Here is a 16,297-nt window from a genome sequence, read left to right on the forward strand (position 1 = left end):
ATTCCGCAAGCATCAGCCGAGATGCGTCAGCCCCTTTGCGCGGCTGATGCAAGCCGTTGCACGCAGGCCGCAACGCGGCACCCAAAGGAAAGTGGCTCACGAAAGTCACTTCCAGTACGGAGACATACCATGATAAGCACGACAATCGACAGGTCGGCGCGGCCCGAAGCAATGACGGTCCGCAGCCGGACAGTAGTGTTCGCGTCATCGTTGGGGACCATCTTCGAGTGGTACGACTTCTTCCTGGCGGGCGCCCTTGCGCCCTTCATCAGCAAGGCCATCTTTTCCGGAGTCAGCCCGTCTGCTGCTTTCATCTTCACGCTGCTCAGTTTTGCCGCCGGCTTTGCCGTGCGACCTCTCGGCGCCGTCGTGTTCGGTCGTCTGGGCGACAAACTCGGCCGCAAATACACGTTTCTGGTGACCATCCTGCTGATGGGTGCGTCTACGTTCTTCGTGGGGCTGCTGCCCGGGTACGCCACGATCGGCATGTCGGCCCCGATCCTCTTCGTTGCAATGCGGCTCGTGCAGGGGCTGGCACTGGGTGGCGAGTACGGCGGCGCTGCAACGTACGTGGCCGAGCACGCGCCGGCGAACAGGCGGGGCACCTGGACGTCATGGATTCAGATGACCGCCACGCTGGGGCTGTTCCTTTCGTTGCTCGTGATTCTTGGCGTGCGCACCGCGATCGGAGAGGAGCGATTCGGTGCCTGGGGCTGGCGTATCCCGTTCCTGCTGTCGATCGCATTGCTGGGCATCTCGGTATGGATCCGCATGAAGCTCAGCGAGTCGCCGGCATTCCAGAAGATGGTGAACGAAGGCAAGACGTCGAAGGCGCCGGTCAAGGAGGCCTTCGGCCAGTGGAAAAACGTCCGGTTGATGCTCATCGCACTTTTCGGCGTCACGGCCGGGGAAGCCGTGGTCTGGTACACCGGACAGTTCTACACGCTGTTCTTCCTGACCGAAACGTTGAAGCTGCACGGGTCGATGACGAACACCATCCTCATTGCCGCCCTGCTGATTTCCGCACCGTTCTATGTCGTTGCCGGGATGCTTTCGGATCGGATCGGCCGCAAGCCGATCATGTTCATCGGTTGCCTCCTTGCCGTGTTGACCTATATGCCGCTGTTCAAGGCGTTGACGCACTACGTCAATCCTGCACTGGAAGCCGCGCAAACGCGTTCGCCGATTGTCCTCGTCTCCGATCCGAAGACGTGTTCGTTCCAGTTCAATCCGGTCGGTACCGCGAAGTTTACGAGCGCGTGCGACGTGGCAAAGGCGGCGTTGTCGAAAGCGGGGGTGAGCTACGAGAACCAGGCAGCGCCGGCGAGCCAGCAGGCCGTGATCGTGGTGGGCTCTGTCCGGATCGCCTCCTATGATGCGACTTCCGGGGATGCCAAAGCCAAGGCGGATGTATTCAACGCCGCGCTTCGAAGCGCGTTGAGCGACGCCGGCTATCCCCATGCCGCGGATCCGGCGCGTGTCGACGTGCCGATGACCGTTCTCGTCCTCGTGGTGCTCATGCTGTACGGCACGTTGGTCTATGGGCCGATGGCGGCCATGCTGGTCGAGTGCTTTCCCGCACGCATTCGCTACACCTGTCTGTCCGTCCCGTACCACATCGGCAACGGCTGGTTCGGCGGCTTCTTGCCGGCGTCGGCATTTGCAATCGTCGCGGCGCGAGGCAACGTCTATTCGGGATTGTGGTACCCGATCGTGATCGCCGCGATGAGCTGCGTCGTTTGCCTGCTCTTCGTTCGGGAGACACGTGGCACGAGCATCGACTAGGCGTGTCGTATCGGCTACGCGGACCAACCGGCGAGGCGCTTGCCCGGCTTCGTCACGGTTTTGACTGATGGTTCATCACAAGGAGTGTTTCGTGAATATCGCTGTTGAAAACAACCACCATGCCGCGCAAGGCCTGCGCACCGCAAAGCTGCTGATCGATGGCGCGTTCGTCGAATCGACAAGCGACGAATGGCGCGACATCGTCAATCCGGCGACGCAGGAGATCATTGGCCGGGTGCCGTTTGCCACCACGGACGAATTGAACCGCGCGGTAGCGTCCGCAAAGAAGGCATTCCGTACGTGGAGCGTGACGCCGATCGGTACGCGTATGCGGCTGATGCTGAAATTCCAGGCACTGGTTCGCGAGAACATGCAGCGCATTGCGCGGACGCTGACTGCCGAACAGGGCAAGACGCTCGCCGATGCCGAGGGCGACGTCTTCCGTGGCCTCGAAGTGGTCGAGCACGCATGCTCCGTCGGCACGCTGCAACTGGGAGAGTTCGCGGAAAATGTCGCGGGCAAGGTGGACACATATACGCTGCGACAGCCGATCGGTGTGTGCGCAGGCATTACGCCGTTCAACTTTCCGGCGATGATTCCGTTGTGGATGTTCCCGATGGCGATCGTCTGCGGCAATACCTTCGTCCTCAAGCCGTCGGAACAGGATCCCCTTTCCACGATGGAGCTGGTGGAGCTCGCGATTGAGGCGGGCGTCCCCGCAGGAGTCCTCAATGTGGTTCACGGCGGGAAGGATGTCGTGAATGCCATTTGCACGCATCCCGACGTCAAGGCCATCTCGTTCGTGGGCTCCACCCAGGTCGGCACGCATGTCTACAACCTCGGCAGCCAGCACGGAAAACGCGTTCAATCGATGATGGGCGCGAAGAACCACGCCGTGGTCCTGCCGGACGCAAACAAGGAACATGCGCTCAATGCGCTGGTGGGCGCCGGCTTCGGCGCGGCAGGACAGCGGTGCATGGCCACGTCGGTGGTGGTGCTGGTGGGTGCATCGAAAGCATGGTTGCCGGAGCTCGTGGATCGTGCGCGCCAGCTCAAGGTCGATGCCGGCACGGTTCCCGGTACCGACGTCGGGCCGGTCGTGTCCCGCGCGGCCAAGGAACGGATCCTCGGCCTGATCGATGCCGGTGTGAAGGAGGGCGCCACGCTCGAGCTCGACGGGCGCGATATCGCGGTAGAAGGCTACCGTGACGGCAACTTCATCGGCCCGACGATCTTCTCGAACGTGACGCCGGGCATGACAATCTACGAAACGGAGATCTTCGGCCCGGTGATCTGCGTCATGGAGGCGGATTCGCTGGACAGCGCGATCGACCTGGTCAATCGCAACCCCATGGGAAATGGCGTCAGCATCTTCACCCAAAGCGGGGCAGCGGCACGCAAGTTCCAGAGTGAAATCGATGTCGGGCAGGTCGGCATCAACCTTCCCATTCCGGTGCCGGTCCCGATCTTCAGCTTTACGGGTTCGCGCGGCTCGAAGCTCGGCGACCTGGGCGCGTACGGCAAGCAGGTGATCCAGTTCTATACGCAAACGAAGACCGTGACGGCGCGCTGGTTCGACGACGCGACGGTCAGCGAAGGCGTGAACACCACCATCGCACTGAAATAACGGCAAGCGGCACGATCGGTGGACCGGGCGAACCGCTGTCGCGCACGTCGCGTTGCCCGGTCCGCATCCACGACAAGGAGAGGAGCGCAATCATGCATTTCGTCATCTACTGCCTGGACGATCCGGCGACACCGCACGCACGCGAGCGGCACTATGCGGCACATCGTGCCTATCTTTCGTCGGTGCCTGTCCCGATCGTGGTTGCCGGACCGCTGACCGACGCGGTGGGTGAGCGGCGCATCGGCAGCATGCTGCTGGTCGACGCGCGCGATCTGGAAGAGGCGCGGGCGTTTGCGGCGAACGATCCGTTCCATGTCAACAAGGTCTGGAAAGACGTGGCTGTGCATCCCTTTATCAAGGCGGTCTAGGCCTTCACGGTCGTATCGAGCGGACCGCGCGGGTCCCGCGCGCCGGTCGCGTGCGACATTGCTGCAACGTATGCAGCACAACGATGCATGGGATGCCATTGATGAACACGGATCGAGTGCGTACTGTGGTCACCGACGATTGCATTCCCGGAATACAAGGAGCAGACGAATGGCCGTGACGGTTCGGATAGCAGGAACAGGTGACGTGGACGTGCTGGAATGTCTCGAAGTCGGCCGCGAAAGTCCGGGGCCGGGTGACGTCTGGCTCGAGCAAGAGGCGATTGGCGTCAACCCGCTCGATGTCAGTCAACGCCGGGGAGATGCGCCGGTGGCGCTTCCGTCGGGCCTTGGTCTCGAGGGGGCCGGCGTCGTTGCCGCGGTTGGCGATGGCGTCGTCGATTTCCGGGTGGGGGACCGAGTCGGTTATGCGACCGGCCCACTGGGCGCCTATGCAAGCGGCAGACGATATCCGGCGGAGCGGTTGGTCGCGCTGCCGGATGCCGTGAGCTTCGATGAAGCGGCCGCCGTGCTGTTCAAGGGGATCACCGCGCAGTATCTGTTGACCACGACCTTTCAGGTTCGCGACGGCAGTGTCGTCGTCATCTACGGCGCAGCCGGCGCACTCGGACAGATCATGGTCCCTTGGGCCAGGCATCTGGGCGCGCATGTGATTGGCGTCGTCTCGCGATCGGCGAGTGTCGAGCGTGCCCGCCAGGCCGGTTGCGATCAGGTGCTGGTGTTCGACGCGGCAACGCTGGGCGAACAGGTGACCGACATCACCGGGGGCCGGAAGGCGGATGTGGTTTACGACGGCGTGGGGAAGGCGTCTTTCGATGCATCGCTCGACTGCCTTCGTCCGCGGGGGCTCATGGTCTCGTTCGGCATGACCTCCGGTGCGCCGTCGCCGGTCAACGTGTCGACATTGAACGCGAAGGGCTCCCTGTACCTGACTCGCCCGTCGCTGGCAGCGCATACGGCGTCGGCCGAGGTTTACCGCCAGCGTGCGCACGAGGTGCTGGGCGCGATCCGGGCGGGATTCATTCGCGCCAATCCGCGGCACACGTTCCCGCTCGCCGATGTGCGGAAAGCCCATTCGCTGCTGCAGCAAAGCCAAACGGAAGGGGCCGTTATACTGAAACCCTAATGTCATTGGAAGCCGACTCCACGGCGTCGTATGTCATCTGCCACAACGATGAGCGCATTCGGAAGTCAATACGCGGACCAGATCGGGGCGCTGCTTGCGTTGCATGACGGCGGTACGTTCGCGCAGGCCGGCAAGATTCTGCAACGACATCCGACCGTGATCTCGAAGCGTGTCTCGGAGCTCGAGGCGAGGCTTGGCATCCGGCTGGTCGAGCGATCGACACGTCATGTCCGCTTTACCGAGGCGGGGACGCGCTTCATCCAGCGATTGCGCGAAGCGGAGGCGGTACTGGCGGATGCCGAGCGGGAAGTGTCCGAATCGGCGATACGGGCGACGGGGTCGCTTCGTCTCGCCCTTCCAGGCGCACTCGGTCGGATGTGGCTGGCGCCGTTGATCGCCGAGTTCGCATTGGCCCATCCCGACCTGATCGTTCACGCGGAATATTCCGAACAGTTCGCGGACATCATCGGCGAGGGGTTCGACGCGGCAATTCGTGTAGGCAGACTGAACGACAGCGTCCTGCGGGCCAGGAAGCTTTGCGACCACCAAAGGATTCTGTGTGCATCGCCCGCTTATCTGCGGGCGCACGGCGTACCGGAAACGCCGCGTGATCTGAGCCGCCACAATTGCCTCGGCTTCACCGGTCTTGCGACCTATCCCGCGTGGAAGCTCTCGAACGGCAGCCAAGCGGAGACGGTTACCGTACGCGGCAACCTCTCCAGCAACGAGAACTCGACGCTGCTTCTCGCCGCGGTGCGAGGGGTGGGCATCGTGGCTGGCGGCGACTGGCTGATGAGCAAGGATATTGCATCGGGGCGACTCGTCAGGGTGCTGCCGCAATGGCATCTCGACGAGCGTTCGGGCGTCTATCTGGTGACGCCGTCGATCAAGCACACGCCGGCGAAGCTGAAGCTTTTCAAGCAATGGATCGAGGAGCAGTTCACACCGAAACCGCCTTGGGCATCCGTGTGAATTTGCCGGGCAGCATCCTCGGGAACGGCCTCGTAGTCAACGAAGGTGCATCGTGGCATCCAGAAAGCTATTGGAAAACTGGGACGATTATCGCTACTTTCTGGCCGTCGCGCAGACCGGAACGCTATCCGCGGCCGCGGAGCGACTCGGCACGGAGCACACGACAGTGTCCCGGCGGATTCGCTCGCTGGAAAGCGGACTGAATAGCCGACTGTTCCATAAAAGCACGACAGGCTATGTGCTCACGCCGGAAGGGGAGCGCGTACTCGAGGTCGTGCAAGGCGTCGAGAGCGCGTTCCATACGTCGCGCGCGATCGCTGCCGCGGATGCCGATGCGGTGGAGGGGATCGTGCGCATCGGTGCACCGGACGGATTTGGTTCGATCTTCCTTGCTCCGCGCATTCCCGAACTGAGCGCAATGAACCCGCGCCTGGAGATTGAAATCCTCGCCGCGCCGAGGATCTTCAGCTTGTGGAAGCAGGAGGCGGATATCGCGATCAGCCTGTCCGGCGCGCAGCATCTCCGGGTGGCGTCACGGCGGCTCACCGATTACCGGATGTTCGTGTACGGCTCCAGAACCTACCTCGATCATGCGGAGCCAATCAGGGCGATCCAGGACTTCAGGAAGCATCCCTTTGTCGGCTACGTCGAAGCGGGCCTTTTTGCGCCGGAGCTGAATTATCTGCACGCCATCGATGCAGGTATTCAGCCACGTATCCGGAGTTCGGCACTGTTGCCCCAAGTCTTCGCAACCGCAGCCGGGCACGGTCTCGGGATCCTGCCGGCATATGTCGCTGAATCGTTTCCGCATCTCGTTGCGGTGCTTCCAGCCGAGTTCAGCCTGACGCGTTCGTTCCACATGCACATGCATGAGGACCATCGCAAGGCCGCGCATATTCGAGTGGTGGCCAACTTTATCGCGAAGGTGGTCCAGGACAATGTGGCGCTGTTCATGCGAGATGCCTAGTCGCGGCACCTGGGGCGACGTTGAGACTTCGCATCGTCTTGACTCCGCGGCGGCGTGACATTCCGCGGATATCCGGGCCGAAGTCGCGACGGCGCTGCTCGCCGCCGTCCGCGTGCGTCGGACGGTCGGCGGCGATGCGTGTTTCGCGGACATCTTCGGCGACCGCGACCGGACATCGCCGGGATCCGGGCTGTGGCAGCGCGTCCGCGGAGACGTCGAAGGCCGCGCGGCCTCGCGTTTGTCCTGTTCGCCGCCGGACCGACATTTACTTCGAAACAGCAGCGGTCGCGTCGAGGATCACCTTGGCGATTTCAGACGGCTGCGACAAGTGAGGCGCATGGCTTGCGCGCAGCGTCGTGACATGCGCCGAAATCTTCTTTGCCATCGCGACCTGCAGAGCCGGGTCAAGCATGTGGTCGTGCTCACTGACCACGTACCAGGACGGCTTCGTCTTCCAGGCCGCGGCCGTCACCTTCTCCTCGAAGTTCTTTCCACGGGTAGGCGTTTGCGTCGCATACATCAGCCGGGTTTGTTCCGCCGGAACGTCCTGTGCGAGATGCTTTTGCACGCCCTCCAGGCTCAACGTCAGAAACCCGTCCTTGTCCGCAACGATGTGGCTGAAACCGGACGGAGTCGGGTAGTCCTTCGAAACATCGGCAACCGACTGCCCTTCGGAGGGCGCGAATGCAGCAACATAGACGAGGGCTTTGACGTTGTCCCGCGCTCCTGCTTGAGTGATGACGGCACCGCCCCACGAATGCGCCACGAGAACGACCGGTCCCGTTTGCTGGTCGAGAACGCGTTGTGTTGCCTTGACGTCGTCGGCCAGCGAACTCAGCGGATTTTGCACGGCCACGACATTCAGCCCCTTTTCCTGGAGCAAGGGGATGACCTTGTTCCAGGTCGAACCATCCGCGAATGCCCCGTGAACGAGCACGACGGTGGGCTTATGTACCTCTGCCGCAATGGCGGACGTGGAAGTCGAAACGGCTGCTGCGCTCCCGAGAGCGGCTGCGACGATCGCTGCTTTTGAGACGGACATCTGATTTCCTTGGAAATGGGTCTGAGGAGGCCGCCGGGCAATGTGGCGCCGATGGCGAAGTTGCACTGTAGACATGAAACAAATTGAGTACAATTTTCGTACCATTTCAAAACTGGAAACAAAATTTTTCTAATGGACAGACTGGCATGCATGAAGGTGTTCGTCAGGGCCGTCGAAGCGGGTTCGATCTCGTCAGCAGCCAACGAACTGAATATGTCGCCGCAACTGGCTGGCAAACAGATACGCGCGCTGGAAGAGGGGCTCGGGATCAAGCTGCTAAGCAGAACGACACGTCGGCAGAGCCTGACGGACAGTGGCCAGCTGTTTTACGAGCGTGCGAAAAGCATCCTCGCCGAGATGGAGGCTGCGGAGGCGCTCATGGCGGAAACGCGCGCCGAACCAAGGGGCAGGCTGCGCATCAGCGCGCCCATCACATTCGGGAGTCATGGGCTCGCGCCCGAGATTCCCGAATACCTCAGCCAACATCCCGAGGTATCGGTGGACCTCAACCTTTCCAATCGCACGGTCGACCTGGTGGAAGAGGGCTTCGATGTCGTCTTTCGAACCGGAGATCTTCCCGACAGCAGCTTGATTGCGAGGCGCCTCGGTTGGTATCGCCTGGTGCTCTGTGCGGCACCCGATTACATCAGGTCTGCAGGGAAGTTACGGAGTCCGGAGGATCTGGCGAACCATGAATGTCTTGTTTTCTCGCACACCGTGCTTCGTACCCAGTGGACATTCGACGGCCCGGATGGGCGGGTGTCCGTGCCGATCAAAGGCCGTTTCTCCACCAATAGCGGAGAAGCGCTTCGCTCGACGGCAGTCGCAGGCATGGGCATTCTGCTGCAGCCCTATGAACTTGTGGCGGACGAGATTGCGGCCGGACGACTGGTACGGCTTCTGCCCGAGTATGAGCCACCGGCTCGTGCGCTGCATGCGCTGTACGCGTCAGACAGGCAGATGACGCCGAAGCTGCGGAGCTTTCTGGAGTTTGCGGTCAACCGGTTCGGCGAGAGGCGGTAGTCCTCGCCGAAATTCGCTGAATTCCTCTACCGGAGCGACTTTCTATTTTCAAGTGATTCGCGCTGCTGCGGGTGCGTGTCATTCAAATATAAACAGATTGGTTCGTTACTTAACGGGCGAGCGCCTTGAATGGATTTGTAATAAATGTCGGGCCGATGGCATGCGGCAGTTCGAAAATCTCGTGGCGCCACCAGTATCATTTTTGAAAGAATGTTGGAGAATTGCCTTCCCGAAAATAGCTCGTGTCGATGTTTACGATGGCATGGCTTCGATCTATCGCATGAAATTCTTCAATAACGTTTCTCCACGAGGGATCGATGCGATGGAACATTCGCTGTCGGGTCAAGCAACTGTATGCGAGGTAGCGATTATTGAACAAACATGACGATTGTTTCTGCTTTCGATCGTGTTGAGAAATAATCGAGCCCTATTTATTTAGATTCCCGAGCGAATAAATCCCTCTACACTGTCTTGAGCAACGGCTGCTATTCAGTCGCCCGGATTGCCACAACCGGGGCCGAACGGTTGGTGTGTGAAATGCCGTGGTGGTGTCTGGTTTTAAAAAAACAAGAAAATTGAAAAAGAACCGCTCTAGAGCCTGACCGTATAGGAAAGAGCATGCAAAGACCGGGGACAGATGTCCGCAGCGCGGGCACATTGCACGATTTCGGCGCGACAGCGTGCACCGAGGCCACCATCCATCGGCTCGACATCGTCTTGCCTGCCCAGGTATCGCGATTGCCGGGCGTCGTGCGATGAAGGGGATCCGGAACAGGGCCGCTTGCGGCCCGGACGGGTGCGCGCACGGCGGCGACGGTACGCTTGACGCGCATGTCCTGATCGGCGTGTCGACGGCATTTCGCCAACTGGTCAGGATGATCGATCGGGTGGCGCCGACCGACCATACGCTGCTGATCGTCGGACCTACCGGCTCCGGAAAGGAACTGGTGGCGCGGCGCCTTCACGCAAACGGCCCGCGGTGCGACAAGCCGTTCATCGACGTGAATTGCGGCGCCATTCCCCATGATCTGATCGAGGCGGAGTTCTTCGGTCATGTCCGTGGCGCCTTTACGGGCGCTGTCGACGACCACCGCGGCCTGTTCGACCAGGTCGGGGCCGGCACGCTCTTTCTCGACGAGATCGGCGAACTGCCGCTTGCGCTCCAGCCCAAACTGCTGCGCGTGCTCGAAACGCGCACGTTCCGGCCGATCGGCGCATCGGCAAGCCAGCGCTTTGCCGGACGCATCGTGGCGGCCACCCATCGAAACCTGCTGGAAGAAGCGCGCGTTGGCCGGTTCAGGGAAGACTTGTTCTACCGGCTTGCGGTGTTCATCCTCAATGTGCCTGGGCTCGCGCAACGAAGCGAGGACATCCCGCTGCTGGCCGCGCATTTTGCGGCCCAGCAAACGCGCGCGATCGCGTTCACGCCGGCGGCGATCAAGCGGATGTGCGAGCATCCGTGGCCGGGCAACGTTCGCCAGTTGCGCAATCTCGTCAGCCAGCTCAGCGTGTTCGCGGAGCATGCGCGGATCGACGCCGAAACGCTCGCGCCGTTTCTGGCCACGGACGCGCCCGACGCGACGGCATGTGCGCTGCTCGCGGACCGCCTGCTCGAGTTCGGCGGCAGTGACAAGCTGGCCGCGGCCGAACGCCTGCTCATCGACCGCGCGCTCGAGAGAACTTCGTATAACAAGAGCGCAGCGGCCGCGTTGCTCGGTGTCGGCCGCAAGGTCGTCGAGCGCCGGCTCAAGGCGCGCGAGGCGCAACACGGGGAGGCCCGACAGTGCCTGGAGCGCGCGGAAGCGCTGGCCGGCGCCACCCAGTATCGCGAATCCGTCGCGCTGCTGCACCGCTGCCTCGATCTCCTGCAAAAGGCCAGTCCGACCGAGGAGAGCCGCCGATTGCAGTTTGGCGCGTATCGCCTGCTTGCCGTCGTGCTGCGAGGCGTCCATGGCTGGCAGTTTCCCGAAGCGACCGCTTGTTACGAGGCGGCGTTGTCGATCGGCGATGGCGTATGCGACGCGCGCGAACTCGCCACGGTGCAGTTCGGCATCTGGACGACGCAACTGGTGACGCTGCAACTCACGCGGGCGCGTGCCACGGCGCAGGAACTGCTTCACCGCGCGCACGCGTTGGACGACCGGGCGATGCTCGACGACGCGCACGTTGCACTGGCCAACACGCTGTTCTGGCTCGGCGACAGTGAGGAAGCGCTGGCGTTGCTGTCCCGTGGCGGGCTGACCGGCCTCGGCCGCGCCGATCGGCGGCTCGGCGTCTCGGGCGCCGATGTCGCGGGACTTGCATTGACGTTCGAGGGTCTCGCCGCTTACCAGACTGGCGCACTCGACGACGCACGCGCTGCGATGGACCGTTTGACCGAGCGAGCGGAAATCGATCCGCCTGACCTGCCCGGTCGCGCGTTCGACCTGCAAGGCGCCGCGTGGCTTGCGATGCTCTTCAACGACGTCGAGCGGCTCGGGAACCTGACCCGTGCGTTCGACGCCCTACCGGCGACCGGCGCACCGGCCTGTTCGGGCGGTGCGCTCCGGATTTTCAGGGCGTGCTATTTGAGTGCGATCGGCGAGTTCGGCGACGCCGAGGCGATGCTGCTGGACGGCTATGAAAACGAAATCGAAAAGCAGGGCGGCGCGCTGTTCCATTCGATCAAGGTCTGGAAGCATGGCGAGATTCTGTTGAACACGGGGCGCGCGCGGCAATGCGAAGTGCTCGTTTCCGACGCGCTCGACAAGGTGATCCGCAGGCAGGAGCGTGCGTATCTCGGTGAGCTGTTGATCCTCAAGGCGCGTGCGCAATCGATGCTGGGCGATACGGCGGGTGCCGAGCAAGGGTTGCGCATCGCGATCTCGACGGCGTTGGCGCTGGGCTCCGTGCCCGCTCGCGTTGCCGCAATGGGACGTCTCGCGGATCTGTCGCGACAGACCGCCCGTCCGGCGTCGATCATCGAAGCGATCGACCGGCCATTGCACGTGCCCGTCGCTGCACGCCCGCCCGCCATGCCGCTCCAGGATCCAGGCCTGCTGTAGCGATCGCGTCAACGCGATGTCCTGAGCGCGCGGCTCGGCGGCTTGCGCGCGTCACCCCCTTCATCCCGAGACCGTGGCGCGAGGCGAATGCTGGCGCCTTGTCGACGTGCGCCGAGCCTTTTCCGACATGTCACGCCGGTACGCGTCCCCGGCACCGGACCTCGCGCGCTTGCATCCGGGAGATCGGGCGATCGCGCTGCACATGGACACATTCGTCCATCGCGCAGCAAACGGCCGGACGAATTCGTCCTCGGATTGTCGAGCGGCAGCACCGCGCACGGACACAGGCTTGTCGATCCACGATTGGCACATCGGTTGCTTGATCTCGTGTTCGCGGAGATTCCGCGAATCGGCACGACGACCTTTTTAGCGAGAACGTTTATGAACAGGGAAACCGGCCATGTCATTCCGCCTTACGGCGTAGCGATCCACCAGGCCATATCGGAAGGCGATGTGTCAAGGATGAAGGCTTTGCTCAGCCAGGCCGAAGAGGTTCTGAAGCAGCACGAGGACCTGGCTGCCGCGGTCGGCAAGCTCAAGCAGGAGATCGTGAGGCGCGAGCGGGCCTGAGCTGCCGTCGCACGCATCGTCGTTTCGTTTACCACCCAGGAGGACCAAATGTCAGAGAACACACGTACCGGGCTGTTCCCGGCGGGCTACGTCATCGGCACCGGAATGCCGGGCGCACCGACGCTCAGGCTCGCATTGCTCGTGGATGCGCCCGAGGGCAGTGTGGTTGGCACCGCAACGATCGGGCAGGCGGTGAATCCGCCGGTCGACTTCCATGCCGACGTCTGGGGCAACTACACCTATATGGCGCTGATGCCGCCGGTCAACACGCGCATCCTGGTGACGCTGCAGGGCAACGACGGCGGCCCGAACTCGAATTCGATCGTGACGTTCCGGCTGCATCTCGTGCTGGAAAGCGACTGGCAAAGCGGCGTTGCGTCGTACAGCTATTTCGACAACGGCAGCTGGCATGCCTTCGAGAATGTGCCGGCAAGGATCGATCGGGAATTCATCCCCCTCGAGCCCGGCCCGGTGATCGTCGAGCCGCACGGCGGGCCGCGGCCTCTATACGGTGCGCCCATTCAGCAAGCGACGGCCTCCGGCGATCTCGCGCACATGAAGACGGTCGCGGCCGCGGCGAAGCATCAGTTGCAAAGCCGTGACGAAATTGCTGCCGCGCTGGCTGCGCTGAAGACTGAAATCGCGCGCCTGGAAGCCGGGAGCTGAAACCGGCCCGGTCGTCCCGATCCTTATTCGTTACAGGAGCCATCCCATGTCCGTCGCTCTTTTTCCCGTGAATTTCCGCGTCGCAACGCCGGCTATCGGCGCACCTGTCCTCACGCTGGCGCTACTGGTCAACGCGCCGGCCAAGAAGGTCAGCGGCGTGGCACGCATCACCCAGACAACCTGGCCGCCGCTCGAATTCAGTGCGCAGGTGTGGGGCCAATTCAGCCAGATCGTGCTGACGCCCGGCGGCAAGACGCAACTCGTCCTCAGCCTGCTGGGCAACCCTTCCGGGCCGACCAGCGGCCTGGCCGAAACGTTCCGGCTGCAGGGCATCGTCGAGGCGGACTGGAAGTCGGGCGTGGCCAGCTACCGGTTCTTCGAAGGGGAGCGCTGGCATGAAGTGGATCACGCGATCATGACGGTGGCCGGTGCGCTGCAACCGTTCGAACCCCGGCATCCGGTCACGCCGCTGTATGGCGTCGGCCTGCAGCAGGCGAGGCAATCGGGCGATCTCGGCCGAATGAAGGCGCTCGCCCGCCAGGCCGAACAACAGCTCGCCGACGCAGGCCGTATCGAGGAGGCCCTTGCCGGCCTGAACGCAGAGATTGCCCGGCTGGAAGCCGGGCGCTGAGCACGCGCGAGGCGGCGGTGCCTGCCGCGGTTTGCGGCGGCCGCCGCCGACCGGTCGGTGAGTGGCGGGTGCGGGATGGACGATATTCGAGGACATCGAAATGGACGAGAATCAAGTGCGCCCGGTTCGCTTCCTGAGCGAACAGGACTACGAACGGTTCGTCCCGGTTCACGTCGTGTGGGAAATCACGCTGGCTTGCGACTTGAAGTGCCTGCACTGCGGATCGCGTGCGGGCCACCGACGCACCAACGAACTGTCGACCGGCGAGTGTCTCGAAGTGATCGATGCGCTGGCGAGGCTCGGTACGCGGGAAGTGTCGATGATCGGAGGTGAGGCTTACCTGCGCAAGGACTGGGCGCAACTCATCAAGGCAATCCGGTCGCACGGGATGTACTGCGCGGTGCAGACGGGTGGCCGCAATCTGACCCCTGCCCGGCTCGCGCAGGCCGTCGAAGCGGGCCTCAACGGACTGGGCGTATCGCTGGATGGCCTGGCGCCGCTGCACGACAAGGTGCGCAATGTCCCGGGATCGTTCGACCGGGCCGTGGATACGCTGAAGCGTGCCCGTGCGCACGGTCTCGCGGTCAGTGTGAACACGCAGATCGGCTCGGCGACGATGCGCGATCTCCCGGCGTTGATGGATACGATCATCGAGATCGGGGCGACACACTGGCAGATTCAGTTGACGGTCGCGATGGGCAACGCGGTCGATCACGACGAATTGCTCCTGCAGCCGTACCAGCTCGAGACGCTGATGCCGCTGCTCGCCGATCTCTACAAGCGGGGGCTGGAGCGCGGCCTGCTGATGAATGTCGGCAACAACATCGGCTACTTCGGGCCGCACGAGCATCTGTGGCGCGGCTTCGGCGACGAGCGGGTGCACTGGACCGGATGCGCGGCCGGGCAGACCGTCATCGCGCTCGAAGCGGACGGCACCGTCAAGGGGTGCCCGTCGCTCGCGACGGTCGGTTTCGCCGGCGGCAACGTTCGGGATCTGTCGCTGGAGGAGATCTGGCGCACGAGCGAGGCGATCCATTTCGGCCGGCTGCGCTCGGTGGACGACCTGTGGGGCTTCTGTCGCACGTGTTACTACGCCGATGTGTGTCGTGGCGGCTGCACGTGGACCTCGCATTCGCTGCTCGGCAAGCCGGGCAACAATCCTTATTGCCACTACCGCGTGCTCGAACTGAAGAAGCAGGGGCTGCGCGAGCGCATCGAGAAGATCGAGGACGCGGCGCCCACGTCGTTCGCGGTGGGTCGCTTCGACCTGGTCACCGAACGCATTTCGGACGGCACACCCGTATCGAGCATTTCCCGCTCGGGACAAACCGTCGAACTCGCGTGGAAACACAAGGGCAAGCGTGCGCCGGAGGTCGGGAGAGTGCCGCCGAGGCTGGTCGTCTGCCGCGCCTGTAACAGCTACGTCCATCAGCACGAGTCGCGGTGCCCGCACTGCGGGGCGGACATCGCGGCAGCCGAGCGTGCTTACGAACACGACGCGCGGCGTCGTCATGCACTCATCGAGGAAGTCGAGCGGCTGTTGAGTTGAGTGAGCCGGAGCGCATCTCGTCGATCGTCGAGTGGAGTCCAGGAACCACTATAAAAACGGTGACCATGTTCGATCGGTCATGAAATACGGACTTTATGGGGAATATTCATGAGCAACGTCCAAGCGGAAGTGGCGCCGGTGACCGGTGTCGGTACCTACACCTGGGAGCTGTCGTTGTATGAATACCAGGGAACCTGCTGGATCAAGTGGTCCACGAATGCGCCGTTTCGAGCACAGCAAGGGCGCGTCTGCCTGTATTCGGGAAGCTTTCCATCCAATCCGACCGATGCGAAGGCGTGGAGCTGGGATAACGAGAACGGCCACAATTTCAATACGAAGCAGCCGTGGGGGGCCGGGTGGTGTGCGGCCTACATTGCCGAAAAGAGTCCGAACGGGCCGTACACCTATCTCGCGAAAACCCAGGTGACGAAAACCTGAGTCCGCTTGTCGCCCGACAGGACTCACACCGGCAGGCGATGGGGGCGCCGTCCCGATTTCACGGGTTGCTGTCGAATCGTTCGATGTGCCGGCGTGCAACGCGCACGCCCCTGTCTGCCACGCGTGCTGAATGGTCAGTCAGAGGCCGGATCGGCGGACGATCTTCTTGCGAGCCGGGACACGCCGGCTGGCATGCTGCTCAGGCTGGACGGCAACCGCGTGAGCGGCATGCATGTCGTCTAACGGCGCGTGTCTTCCGGTCTCGCCGGATTCATGCGGTGATGCGGGCAGGCGATGGCGCCTGCTCGTCGGCAATGGCAGTATCTGATCCGCTACGTCGACGACAGCCGTCTGCCCATAGACAACAACTGGGTTCATGCCGCTAGCGGCATGAACCCAGTTATGCCGACTTCCGGATTATGCCGCGTCATACATGCACGTGGCGGTGGGTATGGCCCTCCGTGATTGCTG

General features: G+C 62.8%; 16 protein-coding genes. 15 read left to right on the forward strand and 1 reads right to left on the reverse strand.

Going from position 1 to position 16,297, the window contains the following annotated elements:
* Positions 1 to 171: 171 nt before the first annotated feature.
* From DIE22_RS34745 to DIE22_RS34770, 6 genes are all read left to right on the forward strand, one after another.
* Positions 172 to 1,785, forward strand: a complete 1,614-nt coding sequence (locus DIE22_RS34745; protein ID WP_124607241.1) for an MFS transporter — start codon at positions 172 to 174, stop codon at positions 1,783 to 1,785.
* A gap of 91 nt (positions 1,786 to 1,876) precedes the next feature.
* Positions 1,877 to 3,412 carry a CoA-acylating methylmalonate-semialdehyde dehydrogenase gene (locus tag DIE22_RS34750; protein ID WP_124607227.1) on the forward strand — a complete coding sequence of 512 codons (1,536 nt, stop codon included), beginning with the start codon at positions 1,877 to 1,879 and terminating at the stop codon, positions 3,410 to 3,412.
* Positions 3,413 to 3,504: 92 nt separating this feature from the next.
* Positions 3,505 to 3,780, forward strand: a complete 276-nt coding sequence (locus DIE22_RS34755; RefSeq protein ID WP_124607228.1) for a YciI family protein — start codon at positions 3,505 to 3,507, stop codon at positions 3,778 to 3,780.
* A gap of 169 nt (positions 3,781 to 3,949) precedes the next feature.
* Positions 3,950 to 4,924, forward strand: coding sequence for a quinone oxidoreductase (locus DIE22_RS34760; RefSeq protein WP_124607229.1), 975 nt, complete (start codon positions 3,950 to 3,952; stop codon positions 4,922 to 4,924).
* Between the two features lie 48 nt (positions 4,925 to 4,972).
* On the forward strand, positions 4,973 to 5,896 hold the full coding sequence (locus DIE22_RS34765) for a LysR family transcriptional regulator (RefSeq protein ID WP_124607230.1): 924 nt from the start codon (positions 4,973 to 4,975) through the stop codon (positions 5,894 to 5,896).
* A 52-nt stretch (positions 5,897 to 5,948) separates the two neighbouring features.
* On the forward strand, positions 5,949 to 6,863 hold the full coding sequence (locus DIE22_RS34770) for a LysR family transcriptional regulator (protein WP_260426844.1): 915 nt from the start codon (positions 5,949 to 5,951) through the stop codon (positions 6,861 to 6,863).
* A 265-nt stretch (positions 6,864 to 7,128) separates the two neighbouring features.
* On the opposite strand, the gene DIE22_RS34775 is transcribed toward DIE22_RS34770, so the two are convergent.
* On the reverse strand, positions 7,129 to 7,905 hold the full coding sequence (locus DIE22_RS34775; RefSeq protein WP_124607232.1) for an alpha/beta fold hydrolase: 777 nt from the start codon (positions 7,903 to 7,905) through the stop codon (positions 7,129 to 7,131).
* Positions 7,906 to 8,037: 132 nt separating this feature from the next.
* On the opposite strand from DIE22_RS34775, the gene DIE22_RS34780 reads away from it, so the two are divergent.
* The 9 genes from DIE22_RS34780 (at position 8,038) to DIE22_RS39115 (ending at position 16,291) form a co-directional block, all read left to right on the forward strand.
* Positions 8,038 to 8,928: a LysR family transcriptional regulator gene (locus tag DIE22_RS34780; protein WP_124607233.1), complete on the forward strand. Its 891-nt coding sequence runs from the start codon at positions 8,038 to 8,040 to the stop codon at positions 8,926 to 8,928.
* Positions 8,929 to 9,109: 181 nt separating this feature from the next.
* Positions 9,110 to 9,313, forward strand: a complete 204-nt coding sequence (locus DIE22_RS34785) for a hypothetical protein (protein WP_124607234.1) — start codon at positions 9,110 to 9,112, stop codon at positions 9,311 to 9,313.
* Positions 9,314 to 9,683: 370 nt separating this feature from the next.
* The gene (locus tag DIE22_RS34790) at positions 9,684 to 11,972 is read left to right on the forward strand and encodes a sigma-54 dependent transcriptional regulator (protein WP_124607235.1); all 2,289 of its coding nucleotides are present in this window, start codon (positions 9,684 to 9,686) and stop codon (positions 11,970 to 11,972) included.
* A 381-nt stretch (positions 11,973 to 12,353) separates the two neighbouring features.
* The gene (locus tag DIE22_RS34795) at positions 12,354 to 12,542 is read left to right on the forward strand and encodes a DUF1843 domain-containing protein (RefSeq protein ID WP_124499073.1); all 189 of its coding nucleotides are present in this window, start codon (positions 12,354 to 12,356) and stop codon (positions 12,540 to 12,542) included.
* Positions 12,543 to 12,590: 48 nt separating this feature from the next.
* On the forward strand, positions 12,591 to 13,208 hold the full coding sequence (locus tag DIE22_RS34800; protein WP_124607236.1) for a DUF1842 domain-containing protein: 618 nt from the start codon (positions 12,591 to 12,593) through the stop codon (positions 13,206 to 13,208).
* A 46-nt stretch (positions 13,209 to 13,254) separates the two neighbouring features.
* A complete protein-coding gene (locus DIE22_RS34805; protein ID WP_124499071.1) occupies positions 13,255 to 13,839 on the forward strand; it encodes a DUF1842 domain-containing protein in 585 nt (194 codons plus the stop codon).
* Positions 13,840 to 13,939: 100 nt separating this feature from the next.
* Positions 13,940 to 15,388: a GDL motif peptide-associated radical SAM/SPASM maturase gene (locus tag DIE22_RS34810; RefSeq protein ID WP_124499070.1), complete on the forward strand. Its 1,449-nt coding sequence runs from the start codon at positions 13,940 to 13,942 to the stop codon at positions 15,386 to 15,388.
* Positions 15,389 to 15,496: 108 nt separating this feature from the next.
* Positions 15,497 to 15,826: a hypothetical protein gene (locus DIE22_RS34815; RefSeq protein WP_124499069.1), complete on the forward strand. Its 330-nt coding sequence runs from the start codon at positions 15,497 to 15,499 to the stop codon at positions 15,824 to 15,826.
* Positions 15,827 to 16,120: 294 nt separating this feature from the next.
* Positions 16,121 to 16,291, forward strand: a complete 171-nt coding sequence (locus tag DIE22_RS39115) for an IS66 family transposase (RefSeq protein ID WP_260426845.1) — start codon at positions 16,121 to 16,123, stop codon at positions 16,289 to 16,291.
* Positions 16,292 to 16,297 lie beyond the last annotated feature (6 nt).

Origin of the sequence: Burkholderia sp. Bp9142 (genome assembly GCF_003853415.1) — a bacterium.
In the GTDB taxonomy this organism is placed as follows: domain Bacteria; phylum Pseudomonadota; class Gammaproteobacteria; order Burkholderiales; family Burkholderiaceae; genus Burkholderia.

Bases quoted from the DNA above. Each gene is read 5' to 3' on its own strand.
- DIE22_RS34745 (WP_124607241.1), top strand. From the start codon at position 172: ATGACGGTCCGCAGCCGGACAGTAGTGTTCGCGTCATCGTTGGGGACC.
- DIE22_RS34755 (WP_124607228.1), top strand. From the start codon at position 3,505: ATGCATTTCGTCATCTACTGCCTGGACGATCCGGCGACACCGCACGCA.
- DIE22_RS34760 (WP_124607229.1), top strand. From the start codon at position 3,950: ATGGCCGTGACGGTTCGGATAGCAGGAACAGGTGACGTGGACGTGCTG.
- DIE22_RS34765 (WP_124607230.1), top strand. From the start codon at position 4,973: ATGAGCGCATTCGGAAGTCAATACGCGGACCAGATCGGGGCGCTGCTT.
- DIE22_RS34775 (WP_124607232.1), bottom strand. From the start codon at position 7,905: ATGTCCGTCTCAAAAGCAGCGATCGTCGCAGCCGCTCTCGGGAGCGCA.
- DIE22_RS34780 (WP_124607233.1), top strand. From the start codon at position 8,038: ATGGACAGACTGGCATGCATGAAGGTGTTCGTCAGGGCCGTCGAAGCG.
- DIE22_RS34790 (WP_124607235.1), top strand. From the start codon at position 9,684: ATGAAGGGGATCCGGAACAGGGCCGCTTGCGGCCCGGACGGGTGCGCG.
- DIE22_RS34795 (WP_124499073.1), top strand. From the start codon at position 12,354: ATGAACAGGGAAACCGGCCATGTCATTCCGCCTTACGGCGTAGCGATC.
- DIE22_RS34800 (WP_124607236.1), top strand. From the start codon at position 12,591: ATGTCAGAGAACACACGTACCGGGCTGTTCCCGGCGGGCTACGTCATC.
- DIE22_RS34805 (WP_124499071.1), top strand. From the start codon at position 13,255: ATGTCCGTCGCTCTTTTTCCCGTGAATTTCCGCGTCGCAACGCCGGCT.
- DIE22_RS34810 (WP_124499070.1), top strand. From the start codon at position 13,940: ATGGACGAGAATCAAGTGCGCCCGGTTCGCTTCCTGAGCGAACAGGAC.
- DIE22_RS34815 (WP_124499069.1), top strand. From the start codon at position 15,497: ATGAGCAACGTCCAAGCGGAAGTGGCGCCGGTGACCGGTGTCGGTACC.
- DIE22_RS39115 (WP_260426845.1), top strand. From the start codon at position 16,121: ATGGCGCCTGCTCGTCGGCAATGGCAGTATCTGATCCGCTACGTCGAC.